Origin of the sequence: Bradyrhizobium erythrophlei (assembly GCF_900129425.1) — a bacterium.
Classification (GTDB): Bacteria; Pseudomonadota; Alphaproteobacteria; order Rhizobiales; family Xanthobacteraceae; genus Bradyrhizobium; species Bradyrhizobium erythrophlei_C.
In genome coordinates this window covers 4,277,382-4,291,694 of record NZ_LT670817.1, presented here as the reverse complement: position 1 = coordinate 4,291,694, position 14,313 = coordinate 4,277,382, and the positions used below count along the sequence as shown (strand labels likewise).

The window sequence follows — 14,313 nt, the reverse complement described above, 5'->3', positions numbered from 1 at the left end:
AACGCCAGGGCAGGCCGCACAGTCAAAAGGATTCCTTGTCCGAATCGAAAATCGGCGCTGACTGATGATTTGATGCAACAGGTGGTCCAGCCGGCAAGCAGCAAGCGCCGTCAGCCCGGGCTTCCACAGCGGCTGGCGGCAACCATTGATTCACTACGCCGGCGCTCTCCCCATTTCCGCCGTGTTCCCCCTGCGGTATGTTCATATGTTAATGCAGAAATGATCTGCATTGGGGACGTGGGATCGCCAAGCGCCTGAATAGGCGCGCGGCCGGTGGAATGGTAATTGGGGCGGATGGGGATTCGACGGTCAGATCCGGTTTTCCGGGCAGCGCGAGGCGTAGCTGCGGTAGCGACATGCCTCGTTCTCGCCAACTGCGCCTCATCGGGCAAGTTCGCCAGCCGGGTCGATCCCAGATATGGCGTATCCAGCAGCCCCCGCGTCGTTGCTTTCGGTGAACCCGTGCCGAAGGGCGGCGGCACCTATCGCGTCGGCAAGCCCTATGTTGTCGGCGGTCGGGTCTACGTGCCCGAAGAGGACGTCAACTATCGCGAGGAGGGGCTCGCGTCCTGGTATGGCGATGATTTCCACGGCCGTCTCACCGCCAATGGCGAAGTGTTCGACATGGCCTCGCTGACCGCCGCCCATCCGACCCTTCCGATGCCGTGTTATGCGCGCGTGACCAATCTCGGCAACGGCAAATCGCTGATCGTTCGCGTCAACGACCGCGGGCCGTACCACGGCAATCGGCTCATCGACGTCTCGAACAAAGCCGCCGAACTCCTTGAATTCAAAGGCAATGGCGTGGCGCGCGTCCGGGTCGAATATGTCGGCCGGGCGCCGCTCGAAGGTTCCGACGACCGTCAGCTGATCGCAACCTTGCGCACCGGCGTGCCGGCGCCATCGCCGTCGCTGGTCCGGCTGGCCTCCGCCCGTTCCTTCGTTCCGGAAATTGCTTCGTCCGGCCGTCGGATCCGAGGCGAGGTTCCGATGCCGGAGGGGCGGCCCTATAGCCTCGGCAATGCGTCGGCCGACATGGCCTCGATATCGGCGACCTCGGAGATATCAGCCTCGGCCCGCTCGCGTTCGGCCGGCCGTGTCCTCGAGAATCCGCGCGCGGTGTCGTACGAAAATGACGATCGTTATGCGCCTGACGTCAGCCCGGTTTCGGCCTATGCGCCGATCGATCCGCGCGGCCCCAGCGAATTGCTGGCCGGCCGCGGCCTCTACTGAGTCGCTTTGAGAAACCCGATCAAGGCCGCGTTGACCTCGTCGGGCCGTTCCTGCTGAATCCAGTGGCCGGCGCCGTCGATGATGAGCTTCTGTCGCAGGTTCGGCAGAACCCGCTCCATATCGGCCACGCGCTTGGCGCCGATCAGGCCGGTGATGACGGAATCCTTCGATCCCGCGATGAACAGGGACGGCTGATGGATTTGCGCGCCTTGCCATGGCGCGGTCAGTTCCCAGTTGCGGTCGATGTTGCGATACCAGTTGAGCCCGCCGCGGAAGCCGGATGTCCGGTAGGCCTCGGTGAAAAAAGCCAGATCAGCTTCGCTGAGCCAATCCGGCAACGGCCGATCGGCGGGAACGCCGAGAAATCCCTTGCCCTCTTCGATGAACAGCGAGGCGGAGGGATCGGAGAAGCCGCGCCCCAGCAGGGTTCGCATGGTCAGCTCGACATCGCGCTCGAATTCGCGTTCGGCGACGCCGGGCGTCTGAAAGTATTGCCAATAGAAATTGGCGATCCCGCTTTCGCGCAAAGTGTCCAGCGGACGAGCGCGGCCCCGGAAGGGCGGGGGAACGCTGAGCCCGGCAACGGCCGTGAAAACGTCTGACCGAAACATCGCGGCGTGCCAGGCCACGGGCGCGCCCCAGTCATGGCCGACAATGACCGCCTGCTTTTCTCCGAGTGCGGCAACCAGCGCCACCATGTCGCCGACTGAATCGAAGATGCTGTAGGCGTCGATGTCGGCCGGCGCGCAGGTGCGGCCAAACCCCCGCATATCCGGTGCTGCGACATGGAAACCGGCAGCCGCAATCGCGGGGATCTGACGCCGCCAGGAATAGGACAGTTCCGGCCAGCCGTGGCACAGCAGGACCAGCGGGCCCTGGCCTTGTTCGAGCAGAAAAATCTCGATTCCGTTGGCAGAAACCGTGCGTGAGGATGTCATCGCTTTTCCGCCTTGTTTCAGAGATTGGGTTGCGTATCAGACGTGACACGATAAGTTTGTTCGGCCAGCGCCGCAATCGGATCGGCCCCGGGAGCACGTCCAAAACCCGTGTTGTTTGCGATACTTCCAACTGTTAGAACGCCGGGCTCATGGTATCGCCGATGGCAATCGAAACATTACCCTCCCGCGACGGCGGGTCCGCGACGGGACGCTTCTGGCGCGGCCTGATGGCGGCGGTTGTCGTCGTCGCCGTGGGGTGGAGCGGCATGGTGTACGCCGCCAACAACAGCGTGCAGGGCGCCAAGAAGGACGAAGGCGGTTTCGACGGCGATGCACCGACCGCGATTCTGATCGAAGCCGACAGCGGCAGCGTCCTGTTCGAGAAGAACGCCGATGAGTTGCGGGCGCCATCCAGCATGATGACGCTGATGACCCTGGAAACGGTGTTCCATGCCATCAAGCAGGGCGATGTCAAACTGACCGACGAATATCAAGTCAGCGAAAACGCCTGGCGCAGGGGCGGCGCGCCTGCGGGCGGGCCGACGATGTTTGCGGCGATTCACAGCAAGATTTCCGTGGACGACCTCCTGCACGGCGCCACCATCCAGAACGGCAACGACGCCAGCATGATCCTGGCGGAAGGCATCGCCGGCAATGAGCACGACTTCGCGGACATGATGACCAAGCGCGCCCGCGAACTCGGCTTGACGCAATCGACCTTCGCCAATTCCAGCGGTCTGCCCGATCCCGGCAACAAGATGAGCGTGCGTGAGCTGGCAAAGCTCGCGCGCTACATCATCCAGACCTATCCCGACTTCTACAAATTGTTCGGCGAGCGCGAATTCACCTGGAACAAGATCCGGCAGCAGAGCCGCAATCCGCTTTTGCTCTCGCTCGAAGGCGCCGACGGGTTCAAGACCGGTTACAGCAAGGAGGGCGGCTACGGCATGGTCGGCTCGGCCGTGCAGAACGGCATGCGGCTGATCGTCGTCATCAACGGCCTCGACGATCCCGATGACCGCAACTCCGAAGCGAAGAAAATGCTCGAATGGGGATTTCGCAATTTCGAAGCGCGAACCCTGTTCGCGGCGCAGCAGCCGGTCGGCTACGCCAAGGTGTTTGGCGGCGATAGCCGCTCGGTCATGCTCGCCAGCCCCGAACCGATCAAGGTGATGGTGCAGAAAAACGGCACCGACAAATTGATCGCCCGGGTGGTCTATACTGGCCCGGTGCGTGCGCCGATCGAATCCGGACAGCAGGTGGGCATGGTCAAGGTCTGGCGCGGTTCCAACATCGCCGTGGAGGCGCCGGTTTACGCGGCTGAATCGGTCGGCAAGGGGTCGACCGTGCGGCGGGCGATCGACGGTGTCAGCGAACTCGTGATCGGAGCGTTTCGCCTGGGCGTCGAGAAGCTCTGACGATGGCCGAAGCAGCGGTCAAAAAATCTCCCGGGCGCGGACGATTCATCACCTTTGAGGGCGGCGAGGGATCGGGCAAATCCACCCAAATCAAGACGCTCGCCGAACGCCTGGGCGCAGCAAAACTGCGCGCTATCGTCACGCGCGAGCCCGGCGGATCCCCAGGCGCCGAAATCATCCGGCATCTCGTGTTGTCCGGCATGGGCAAACTCCTGGGCCCCGACGCGGAAACGCTGCTGTTTGCGGCGGCGCGCGACGATCACGTGCGTACCGTCATTGAGCCCGCGCTCAATCAGGGAATATGGGTGCTGTGCGACCGGTTTTCGGATTCGACGCGGGTGTATCAGGGCAGGCTGGGGAAGGTCGCGCCGGAGTTTCTCAACGCCATGGAGCGGGTCACCATCGGCGATCTCAAGCCGGACCTGACCATCATTCTCGATGTCCCGGTGGAGGTCGGCATGCAGCGCGCGGCGGCACGCCGCGGCACCCGCGCACCCGACCGGTTCGAGGCGGAGGACATCAGGTTTCATCAGGACTTGCGCGACGCCTACCGGCAGATCGCCGCCGCCGAGCCGGAGCGATGCGTGCTGATCGATGCCAACGCCGACGCCGGCACGGTTGCTGCCAATGTATGGGCCGCCTTGCGCGACCGTTTGTTCGCAGCCGGCAGCAACGTGGTCTCGGCATGAGCGCCCGTCAGGTCGAACCGCAAATTGCAGCCGTTCATCCGCGCGAAACCAGCGCGCTGTTCGGGCATCGCGAAGCCGAGACGGCGCTGCTCAACGCCTACCGCAGCGGCCGTATTCCGCACGCCTGGCTGATCGGGGGCGCGGCAGGAATCGGCAAGGCGACGCTGGCCTATCGCATGGCGCGGTTCGTGCTCGCGCATCGCAATCCCGGCGCGCCCGACGTGCAGCATGCCGCGACGTTGAACGTCGATCCGTCCGATCCGGTGGCGCGCCATGTCGCGGCGGGCGCCCATGGCGGGCTGCTGACGCTGGAACGGACCCTCAACGACAAGGGCGTGATGCGGACGGTGATCACCGTCGACGAGACCCGGGAAACCATTGCGTTTTTCGGCTCGACCGCGGCGGTGGAGGGCTGGCGGGTCTGCATCGTCGATACCGTCGATGAACTCAATCCCAACGCGGCCAACGCGCTGCTCAAGGTTTTGGAAGAGCCGCCGCAACAATCGCTGTTCCTTCTGGTCAGCCATGCGCCGGCGCGGGTGCTGCCGACGATCCTTTCACGTTGCCGAAAATTGCTGCTGCGGCCGCTCGCAACCGACGACGTCGTTCGCGCCGCGGCCCAGGCCGCCAATGTCGCGGTCGACGATCCCGCCCTGGCGGAGGCAGCGGAAGCGGCGGAGGGGAGTGTCGCGCGCGCGCTGACCCTCCTCGGCGGCGACGCCGTCAAACTTCACCAGCGGACCGCGGCGCTGCTGGCGACCCTGCCGCGGGTCGATCCGCGCGAACTCCATGCGCTGGGCGACGCGCTTGGCGGCAGCGACCGGGTGGCGCTGGCGGCCTTCATCGACAGCATCGATCGCTGGGTGAGCGAACGGCTGCGGGCCGACGAGGCCAATGCCAATGCCAACCTTCCCCGCCTTGCACGGCTGGCGGAGGTATGGGAAAAGATCAACCGCACCGCGCGCGACACCGCTGAATACAATCTCGAGCGAAAGCCGCTGGTTTTCTCGGTGTTCGGGCTGCTTGCGGAAGCAACGCGGTAAGCGCTCCGCCGACCCTCAATCCCGACAATTCGTTTGAGCCATAAAGGAATTCGTGGTGGCCTTAAGAAAAAAACCTTCGAAGAAGAAAAAGGCGAAGAAGGTATCGCCAAGCGCGGCCAGGGCCGCGGCTTCGAAAAAGCGTACGAAAAGCAGGCCCGCCGCAAAGAAAGCCAAGAAAGCGGCCAAGAAAACAGCCAGGAAAACAGCAAAGAAAGCTGCCAGGAAACCGGCTGCGAAACCGGCCGCGGAAAAAGCTCCAAAAAAATCGGCCGGGAAGTCGGCGAAGAAAACAAAATCGAAGAAACCCGTTTCGGTGCCGAAGCAAACGCGCGTTGTTAAAAAGACCAACGCGAAGCCGAAACCCGGCTCCTCGAAAACGAAGGCCGGCACCACAGCAGCGCCTGCGTCAGCTCCATCGCGTGGAAACGTCTATTTCATCACGACCGCTATCGCATATCCAAATGGCGTGCCGCATATCGGCCACGCCTACGAGGCGATCGCGACCGATGCGCTGGCGCGGTTTCAACGCCTCGACGGCAAGGACGTGTTTTTTCTAACCGGGACCGACGAGCACGGCTTGAAGATGGCCCAGACCGCGGAGGCCGAGAAGCTGCCCACGCTGGAAGTGGCCACCCGCAACGCCCAGCGCTTCAAGGACATGGACCAGCGTCTCAACGTCTCGTTCGACCGCTTCATCCGCACCACGGAAGAACAGCACCATCGCTCCAGCCAGGAAATCTGGCGGCGCATGGCTGCCAACGGCGATATTTATCTCGACAGTTATGCCGGCTGGTATTCGGTGCGCGAGGAGGCCTATTACGCCGAAGACGAGACCGTTGTCGGCGAGGACAACGTGCGTCGCGGGCCGCAGGGCACGCCGGTCGAATGGGTCGAAGAGAAGAGCTATTTCTTCAAATTGTCCGCCTACCAGGACAAGCTGCTCGCGCTCTACGCCAATCAGCCCGATTTCATCGGACCTGACTCGCGCAAGAACGAAGTTGTCAGCTTCGTCAAAGGCGGATTGCGGGATCTGTCGATTTCGCGGACGACCTTCGATTGGGGCGTCAAGGTTCCCGGCGACCCCGAGCATGTCATGTATGTCTGGGTCGACGCCCTGACCAACTACATCACCGGCGTCGGCTTTCCCGACGAGGGCGATCCGAACTGGCGCTATTGGCCCGCCGACGTGCATATCATCGGCAAGGACATTATCCGTTTTCACGCGGTGTACTGGCCGGCCTTCCTGATGTCGGCAGGCATTCCCGTGCAAAAGCGGGTCTACGCCCACGGCTTCCTGTTCAGCCGCGGCGAAAAGATGTCGAAGTCGGTCGGCAACGTCGTCGATCCCTTCAATCTCGCCGACCAATACGGCGTCGACCAGGTTCGCTATTTCTTCCTGCGCGAGGTGCCGTTCGGACAGGATGGCAATTATAATCACGAAGCAATCGTCGCACGCATCAACGCCGACCTTGCCAACGATCTCGGCAATCTGGCGCAGCGCTCGCTGTCGATGATCGCCAAGCAGTATGACGGCGTGCTGCCTGAGCCCGGTGCCTTCACCGACAACGACAAGGCGATCCTTGCAGAGGCCGACGGCATGATTGCGCTGGCACGCACCGCAATGGCGACGCAGCAGATTCACCAGGCGCTCAATGCGGTCTGGGCCGTGGTGGCGGAAGCCAATCGCTATTTCGCGGGCGAGGCGCCATGGGCGCTGGCGAAAACCGATCCGCCGCGTCAACGCACCGTGCTCTACGTGACCGCCGAGGTCGTCAGACAGGTCGCCATTCTGGCGCAACCGGTGATGCCGGCCTCCGCCGCGAAGCTGCTGGACAGCCTCGGCATCCCCGAGGACGCGCGCGACTTCGCGGCACTCGGCGGCGCAACGCGGATCAAGCCGGGCACCAGGCTGCCGCCGCCGGTTGGCGTCTTCCCGCGCTATATCGAACCGCCGGCGGCTTGAACGGGGCAGCGGATGCTTGTCGACAGCCATTGCCACCTGGATTTTCCTGACTTCGCCGACGATCTCGACGGCATCGTGGCGCGGGCCGCGGCCGCGGGCATCGGACGCATCGTCACCATCTCGACGCGGGTAAGGCGGCTGGGCGCGTTGCTGGCGATATCGGAGCGGTTTCCGAACGTCTATTGCTCCGTCGGCACCCATCCGCATCACGCCGACGAAGAAGACGGGATCCCCGCGGACGAGTTGATCAAGCTGACGCGGCATCCCAAAGTCGTCGCGCTCGGCGAGGCGGGGCTGGATAATTTTTATGAGAACGGCTCGCCCGAAGCGCAGGAGCGGGGCTTTCGGGCGCACATTGCCGCCGCCCGCGCTACCGGCCTGCCATTGGTCATCCATACCCGTGACGCGGACGAGGCTTGCGGCCGCATTCTCGAAGATGAAATGAAAAAAGGATCGTTTCGCGCGGTGTTGCATTGCTATACCGGCGGGCGCGAACTGGCGATGAAGGCGATCTCGTTGGGACTTTCGATTTCATTCACGGGGATTTTGACCTTCAAGAAGTCGCAAGCCTTGCGCGACCTCGCAGCGGAGCTTCCGGCCGACCGCATCATGGTCGAGACCGATGCGCCGTATCTGGCACCGGGCAAATTTCGCGGCAAGCGTAACGAGCCCTCCTATGTGGTTGAAATCGCCAAGGTGCTGGCGGAGACCCGCGGGGTTTCGCTCGAGGAGCTTTCACGTCAGACCACCGAAAACTTCTTCCGCCTGTTCAGCAAGGTGCCATCACCGGAAACGATCGCATGACGCTGGCTTTGACGATCCTCGGCTGCGGGTCTTCGGCCGGCGTTCCGCGTCCCGCGCTGGGCTGGGGGGCGTGCGATCCCGGCAATCCGAAGAACCGCCGCCGCCGCTGCTCGCTGCTGGCCGAGCGCACGGGGGATCGCGGCGTGACGCGGGTCTTGATCGATACCGCGCCCGATCTGCGCGAGCAGTTGATCGACGCCGACGTCGATCACATCGACGCGGTGTTTCTGACCCATGAGCATGCCGATCAGACCCACGGGATCGACGATCTCCGCTCCGTCGTGCTGCATCAGCGCCGGCGGATTCCGGTCTACCTGAACCGATCGACCGCGGATCATATCCTGCTGCGGTTTTCATATTGCTTCGTGTCGCCGCCGGGCAGCGACTATCCGCCGATCCTGGACCATCATGAAATCGAGGCCGGTGAAAGCCGCACGATCGAAGGGAAGGGCGGTCCGCTGGCGGTTTCGCCGTTCCTCGTGCAGCACGGCAACATTCCGGCGCTGGGTTACCGGATCGGCGATGCCGCCTATACGCCTGATGTCAACGACATCCCGCGCGAGAGCTGGCCTTTCCTGGAAAACCTCGAGCTCTGGATCATCGACGGGCTGCGCTATGCCGGTCACCCCAGCCATTTCAGCGTCAGCGACGCGCTGGCATGGATCGACTGCTTCAAGCCGCGCCGCGCCATCATCACCAACATGCATTCCGATCTGGACTACGAGGTGCTGCGTCAGAGCCTGCCGCCGAACGTCGTCCCGGCCTATGACGGGATGCGGTTGATGCTGGATCAGGTGGAGTGATCCGGAGTCGTTGCGTGGGTCAACGGGTCGCGCGAATGCGCCCGATGACAGGTTTTCGCGAGGCGCTCAACCCATCCCGCGATCTGTTGCATGACGGGTTGCTTTGCCTGGCGGGCAAATCAGCGACCGGCCTTGTCACTTGCTTGTCCAGCCCCTTTTGAAAAAATATTCTGTTTTTCCGAAGACCCAAATCACGTCTATATTCACCGCCATCCAGTCCCACTCAGAGGGGCGTTGCGCAACGTCACCAGCGCGGGGCGGGATGCGGTGGACGCGGATGGTACTCCTGACGAGGGTGCTTGAGGCGGACGGCGAAGACGTGTGGTCCTGACACCCCGACGCTGGTGTCAAGTCGGTGGAGGCAACTCCGCCGGCGACGGTGGCAAGAAAGCCGATCACCGGGGAGAGCACGGTATAAGCCGTAAACCATTGCGCGGGGAATGCCGGGTGATTCCGGTGACTCGCTGTGAATACTCGTGTGCATACTCACTACCCATAGCGCACACGAGGCTGCGGGTGCATCGGGCATCCGGCATTCCCTGCGCCCTCTGATTGGAGAGGGCCAATAATGATGGCAAACCTCGCGCAAATATGCGGCGAGATCGCGAAGCCATGGAAATTTGTGCTCTGTGAACCGACCTTGGCAGTGCGCGAAAAGACATTATTGGCAACACTTAGCAATGCAGCGTGTCTCAAGCCCCTGTCCGCTGAAAACAGCCGCCCTCGCGCGTCACAAAAGTAAGTAACCAGCCCCTCACAAGAAGTTGTGCGGCGCACCATCTGCGGACTCCGTAAGGAGAGGGCTGACTATCAAACCGACCTTCAGCTGCTGGGGCGACTTGCAGACATGGGCCTCGTCAAATACGCGCTAAAGTTCCGCGTCACGTTTTACGTGTTGTGTCTGCTGATGATGCTGGGCGGCGTCGGTGCCATCGTTGTGATGCCGAAGGACGTGCTGCCGACGGTCGATATTCCCGTTGTCGTCGTGGTCTGGACCTACACCGGTCTCGACACCACCGACATGGCGCAGCGGATCACGACCTATAGCGAGTTTTCGCTTTCCAACAACGTCAACAACATCAAACGGATGGAAAGCACGACGCTGCAGGGCGTGGCGATCGAGAAGGTCTATTTCGATCAACGCGTGTCGATCGATCTGGCAATTTCCCAGGTCGTTTCCGCGATGAATTCGATCCGGGCCGCCATGCCGCCCGGAATTCAGCCGCCGGTCATCATGCGGTTTTCCGCGTCGTCGGTGCCGGTGGTCCAACTCGCGCTGTCGTCTGAAAAACAAAGCGAGGCACAGCTCTACGACTTCGCGCAATATCGCATTCGTCAGACCCTCACGCAGGTGCCGGGTTCGACCCTGCCGTCGCCCTATGGCGGCGCGCCGCGCCAGATCATGGTCGATCTGGACATGCATGCGCTGCAAGGCTACGGCCTCACGCCGCTCGACGTGACCAACGCGATTTCGGCACAAAATCTGACCGTGCCGTCAGGTCAGTCCAAGATCGGCGACTGGCAGTTTCCGATCCGGCTGAATTCAGCCCCTGAAGCGATTTCGGCACTCAACGTATTGCCGATCAAGGTGGTAGCGGGATCGCCTGTTCTCGTGCGTGACATCGCCTACGTACGGGATGGCGCGCCGCCGCAGCAGAACATCGTGCGCGCCAACGGCCACCGCTCGATTTTGCTGACGATCCTGAAAAACGGCGAGGCCTCGACCTTGTCGGTTGTCAACAACGTCAAGGGATTCCTGGCGCAAATCCGCGCCGCCGCTCCGGAAGGCGCCAAGGTCGATCTGCTGTTCGACCAGTCGGTCTTTGTCTCCGGTGCCATCGCCGATGTCGTGCGCGAGGCCGTGATCGCCGCGGCCCTGACCGGCCTGATGATCCTGCTGTTCCTCGGGTCGTGGCGGTCAACGCTCGTGATCCTGATCTCCATTCCGCTCTCGATCCTGACCTCGCTCTCGGTGCTGGCGCTACTCGGCCAAACCATCAACATCATGACGCTGGGTGGTCTTGCACTTGCGGTCGGCATTCTCGTCGACGATGCCACCGTGGCGATCGAAAACACCTACCGTCTGATGGAGGAGGGGCATCCATTCCGGCAATCGGTGGTGGAGGGCGCAGCGGGAATTGCCAAGCCGGCCCTGATCTCGACGCTTGCAATCTGCGCGGCCTTTGTCTCGGTCCTGTTCCTGACCGATACGCCGAAGTTCCTGTTCACGCCGCAGGCGCTTGCGGTGGTGTTCGCGATGCTCACTTCCTATCTGCTGTCGCGAACCGTCGTTCCGATCTTCATCGATGTGCTCGTCAAGACGGAATACGACCGGCGTTTTGGCGAAAACCACGGCCGGCACGATGAGACGGCCAAACGCCAGCCGGGATTCTTTGCGCGGTTTCACGCCGGCTTCGAACGCTGGTTCGCCCGGTTTCACGGCGGCTACCTCGGACTGTTACGCATTGTCATCGCGCATCGGATCGCAACGCTCGCCGTCGTCGGTGTCGTTTTCGCATTCGGTGCCGTACTCTTTAACTTCGTCGGTCAGGATTACTTTCCGCAGATCGATGCCGGGGAGTTGACGCTGCATGTCCGTACGCGGCCAGGGATGCGCATCGAGTCGGCCGAGCAAACCTTTGCAGCCGTCGAGGATACCATCCGCAAGGTGATCAAGCCGAACGATCTCGGACTGATCCTGGACAACATCGGGCTGCCGGCGAGCAACTACAATTTTGCATTCGGCGATGGATCGTTCGTTTCGAACAACGACGGCCAGATCCTGATTTCGCTGAAGGAGGGGCATGCTCCGACCGACTCGTACCGCAAGACGCTGCGCAAGGTATTGCGCGAAACATACCCGGACACGATATTTTATTTTCAGCCTTCCGACATCATCACCCAGATCCTTGATTTCGGCACGCTGACGCCGATCGATGTCCAGGTGACGGGCCGCAATGCCGGCAAGGATCTCGAAGTCGCAAAGCACATCGAGCGGCGGCTACGCGACGTGCGCGGCGCGGTCGACGTTCATATCCAGCAGATCACCGATGCTCCGGAATTCTTTGCCGATGTCGATCGTCAGATGGCGGGTGAAATCGGCCTGACCGAGCAGCAGATCGCCAACACGCTCAATATCTCGCTGGCCGGCAGCTTTCAGGTGACGCCAAATTTCTGGGCCGATCCCAAGAGCGGCATTCCCTATCAGCTTTGGGTTCAAACGCCCGAATATCGCAACAATTCGCTGACGGATGTCGGGAATACCCCGCTGTTCGTTTCGGCTGCGGCGAACCCGGGCGACGCCAGCCAGTCGAATGTGGTCACGCTGTTCAACAACATCGCCAAGCTCCGCCGGCAGTCGGAGCAGACGGTCGTCAATCACGTGAACACCCAGCCGAAATACGATGTCTTCGCCAGCGTACAGGATCGCGACCTTGGCTCGGTAAGCAGCGAAATCGAAAAGATCATGCAGGATGAGCAGAAGAATCTGCCGGTGCCCGACCGGATCTCGGTGCTCGGTCAGATCGCCGACATGCACAGCGCCTTCCAGAACATCGGGATGGGCCTCGCGATCGCGATGATCGCGGTTTACCTGCTGATGGCGGTGAACTTTCAGACCTGGGGTGATCCGTTCGTCGTGCTGGCGGCGCTGCCGCTGGCGTTTTGCGGCATCGTGATGAGCCTGTTTGTGACGCAAACGACGTTTTCGATTCCCTCGTTGTTCGGCGCGATCATGAGCGTGGGCGTCGCCAGCGCGAACTCCATTCTTCTGGTGACATTCGCACGCGAGTATCGCGAAGAGACCGGCTGCAGTGCCGCGGAAGCTGCGATGAAGGCCGGAGAAACCCGGTTGCGGCCGGTGCTGATGACGGCGGCCGCGATGTTCGTCGGTCTGATCCCGATGGCGCTCGGCCTCGGCGAAGGCAGCGAGCAAAACGCGGCGCTGGCGCGAGCCGTGCTCGGCGGCATCCTGGTCGGAACCTGTTCGACGCTGCTGTTCGTGCCGTTTCTTTATTCCACTTTGCGAACCGGCAAAGCCGAGCCGCTGAAGGACTACGTATGACTGCTATTGGGGGAGAACGCGTGCAACGAGCAGAGGAAGCGCCGACGCCACATCAAGCGGGCCATCACCCTGGGCCATCGGCGGTACCATCTCCGCCGCCATCGAACCGGCTGCTGGCGGTTGTTCTGCTCATCGCCGCCGGCGTTCTGGCCTTCGGCGCCTATGGCCATTGGCAAACCAATGCCGCCGCCGAAGCAACCCAGCGAGACGCGATCGACTTTGTTCCGGCGGTGCGCGCCGTGACCACAAAACTCTTGGCCGAACCGGTCGAGACCACGTTGCCGGGCGAGACCTACGCCTTCGACCGCGCAAACGTCTTCGCCCGCGCCACCGGCTACGTCGCGGAACGCAAGGTCGATATCGGGAGCATCGTCAAACAGGGCGACGTACTCGTCCGGATCGCTTCCCCGGATCTTGATCGCCAGCTCGACCAGGCGGTGGCGCAGCTCGGTCAGGTCCAGGCCGCCCTCGGGCAGGCGGTCGCGCAAGTAAGTCTGGCCGAGGCCAACCTCAAACTCGGAAACCTCACCTTTGCCCGGTCGGACGATCTCGTGAAGAAGGGATTTGATACCTACCAAAATCACGACAACCAGCAGGCCAACGTTTCGACCCAGCAGGCCAATGTCGCGAATGCCAAGGCTGGCGTAAAAGTCGCCGAAGCGAATATTGAGGCTCAGCAGGCAACGGTGAACCGGCTGCGCACGCTAACCGAGTTCGAAAGTGTCCGGGCCCCGTTCGACGGTGTCGTGACCGTGCGCAACGTCGACGTCGGCGACCTCGTCAATGCCGATACCGGGGGCGGCACGCCGATGTTCACGATGGTTCGCGATGACGTCCTGCGCGTGTCCGTTCACGTACCCCAGAGCCTGGCGATCGCCATGCGCGAGGGGCTGGACGCGAAAGTCCAAGTGTCCGAGCTTCCCGGTCGAACGTTCGCCGGCAAGGTGGCGCGCAGCGCGGGCGCGTTGTTGTCGTCGTCGCGGACGCTTTCGGTTGAAGTCGATGTCGACAACGCCGCGCATATCCTGCGCGCCGGACTATTCGTCAACGTGTCCTTTGCCATTCCCCGGGAACATCCAAACGTCGTCGTCCCGGCCGAAGCATTGATGTTCAATCAGCAGGGACTTCGGGTCGCGGTCATCAATGAGGACAAGAGCGTCCACATGCAGCCGGTGACGGTCTACCGCGACTTTGGTTCCACCATCGAACTCAGCGATGGCCTGCGCGGCGGTGAAAGCATCGTGCTCAGTCCGCCGACCAGCTTGCAGGAGGGCGGAAAGGTCAAGGTGACATCCGAGCAGAAGGTTGCTAACGCCGCCAGGTAGGCTTTGCCCGAGCGGCGATGCGCGCCCACAGCGT

Annotated in this window: 11 protein-coding genes; 10 read left to right on the top strand and 1 reads right to left on the bottom strand. The window is 62.3% G+C overall.

From position 1 onward, the window contains the following. Nucleotides 1-294: 294 nt before the first annotated feature. The gene (locus B5527_RS20405) at nucleotides 295-1,233 is read left to right on the top strand and encodes a septal ring lytic transglycosylase RlpA family protein (RefSeq protein ID WP_079603127.1); all 939 of its coding nucleotides are present in this window, start codon (nucleotides 295-297) and stop codon (nucleotides 1,231-1,233) included. On the opposite strand, the gene B5527_RS20400 is transcribed toward B5527_RS20405, so the two are convergent. Further along, the gene (locus tag B5527_RS20400) at nucleotides 1,227-2,171 is read right to left on the bottom strand and encodes an alpha/beta fold hydrolase (protein WP_079603126.1); all 945 of its coding nucleotides are present in this window, start codon (nucleotides 2,169-2,171) and stop codon (nucleotides 1,227-1,229) included. The two genes, B5527_RS20405 and B5527_RS20400, sit on opposite strands and share 7 nt — an antisense overlap. Before the next feature lie 161 nt (nucleotides 2,172-2,332). Between B5527_RS20400 and B5527_RS20395 the strand changes: the two genes are divergently transcribed. From B5527_RS20395 to B5527_RS20360, 9 genes are all read left to right on the top strand, one after another. Further along, nucleotides 2,333-3,589 carry a D-alanyl-D-alanine carboxypeptidase family protein gene (locus B5527_RS20395; RefSeq protein ID WP_079607396.1) on the top strand — a complete coding sequence of 419 codons (1,257 nt, stop codon included), beginning with the start codon at nucleotides 2,333-2,335 and terminating at the stop codon, nucleotides 3,587-3,589. Between the two features lie 2 nt (nucleotides 3,590-3,591). Then, nucleotides 3,592-4,278 carry a dTMP kinase gene (gene tmk, locus B5527_RS20390; protein WP_079603125.1) on the top strand — a complete coding sequence of 229 codons (687 nt, stop codon included), beginning with the start codon at nucleotides 3,592-3,594 and terminating at the stop codon, nucleotides 4,276-4,278. Further along, nucleotides 4,275-5,321, top strand: a complete 1,047-nt coding sequence (locus B5527_RS20385) for a DNA polymerase III subunit delta' (RefSeq protein WP_079603124.1) — start codon at nucleotides 4,275-4,277, stop codon at nucleotides 5,319-5,321. Before tmk ends, B5527_RS20385 begins: the two co-directional genes overlap by 4 nt. A gap of 33 nt (nucleotides 5,322-5,354) precedes the next feature. Then, on the top strand, nucleotides 5,355-5,660 hold the full coding sequence (locus tag B5527_RS46465) for a hypothetical protein (protein ID WP_245332669.1): 306 nt from the start codon (nucleotides 5,355-5,357) through the stop codon (nucleotides 5,658-5,660). Further along, on the top strand, nucleotides 5,635-7,284 hold the full coding sequence (gene metG, locus B5527_RS20380) for a methionine--tRNA ligase (RefSeq protein ID WP_245332668.1): 1,650 nt from the start codon (nucleotides 5,635-5,637) through the stop codon (nucleotides 7,282-7,284). The genes B5527_RS46465 and metG overlap by 26 nt, the downstream gene beginning before the upstream one ends. Nucleotides 7,285-7,296: 12 nt before the next feature. Then, on the top strand, nucleotides 7,297-8,088 hold the full coding sequence (locus B5527_RS20375; RefSeq protein ID WP_079603123.1) for a TatD family hydrolase: 792 nt from the start codon (nucleotides 7,297-7,299) through the stop codon (nucleotides 8,086-8,088). Next, a complete protein-coding gene (locus B5527_RS20370; RefSeq protein WP_079603122.1) occupies nucleotides 8,085-8,891 on the top strand; it encodes an MBL fold metallo-hydrolase in 807 nt (268 codons plus the stop codon). The genes B5527_RS20375 and B5527_RS20370 overlap by 4 nt, the downstream gene beginning before the upstream one ends. An 847-nt stretch (nucleotides 8,892-9,738) precedes the next feature. Next, nucleotides 9,739-12,954, top strand: coding sequence for an efflux RND transporter permease subunit (locus B5527_RS20365; protein WP_079603121.1), 3,216 nt, complete (start codon nucleotides 9,739-9,741; stop codon nucleotides 12,952-12,954). 20 nt (nucleotides 12,955-12,974) lie between these two features. Continuing rightward, nucleotides 12,975-14,279, top strand: a complete 1,305-nt coding sequence (locus B5527_RS20360) for an efflux RND transporter periplasmic adaptor subunit (RefSeq protein ID WP_245332667.1) — start codon at nucleotides 12,975-12,977, stop codon at nucleotides 14,277-14,279. The last annotated feature ends 34 nt before the right edge of the window (nucleotides 14,280-14,313 follow it).